The sequence below is a fragment of the Vibrio sp. 10N.222.52.B7 genome (assembly GCF_041474275.1).
In the GTDB taxonomy this organism is placed as follows: Bacteria; Pseudomonadota; Gammaproteobacteria; order Enterobacterales; family Vibrionaceae; genus Vibrio; species Vibrio crassostreae_C.
Genome location: NZ_JBFRTU010000365.1, coordinates 1 through 389 on the forward strand (window position 1 = coordinate 1; position 389 = coordinate 389).

General features: G+C 45.5%; 1 pseudogene. It reads left to right on the forward strand.

Features of this window, described 5'->3' with window-relative positions:
• Positions 1–313 (forward strand): annotated as a pseudogene (locus AB4512_RS23240) (VWA domain-containing protein); the annotation flags it as partial.
• Positions 314–389: the final 76 nt, after the last annotated feature.

Below are 389 nucleotides of genomic sequence, written 5' to 3' on the forward strand. Positions count from 1 at the left end.
AGCATGGGGAATCAACGTCAGCACAGTACCTGAAACCAGAAGAAAGCTAGTGCTCTTCACCGACGGTGCTGACGAAGGAGACACGTTTGACCAACTGGTTAACGCAGGGTTCTGTACTAACGCAATCAATCAATATGGCATCGAAATGAACTTCATCGGCTATGGCGTCAGCTCATCTCGAATCGCCCAATTCGAGAACTGTGCCGGGGATCCACAACGCGTGTTTAGTGCCACCAGCACGGCTCAGCTCAACGAGTACTTTTCCGATATTTTAGCGGTTGAATACTCGGCAACCATCAAACTCACTCGCTAATCCAAACAAAGCGTTTGATTGGAAACACCTGAATTTAAGCATTGAATTAAAAACAAACAAGTTAAAAACAATATGG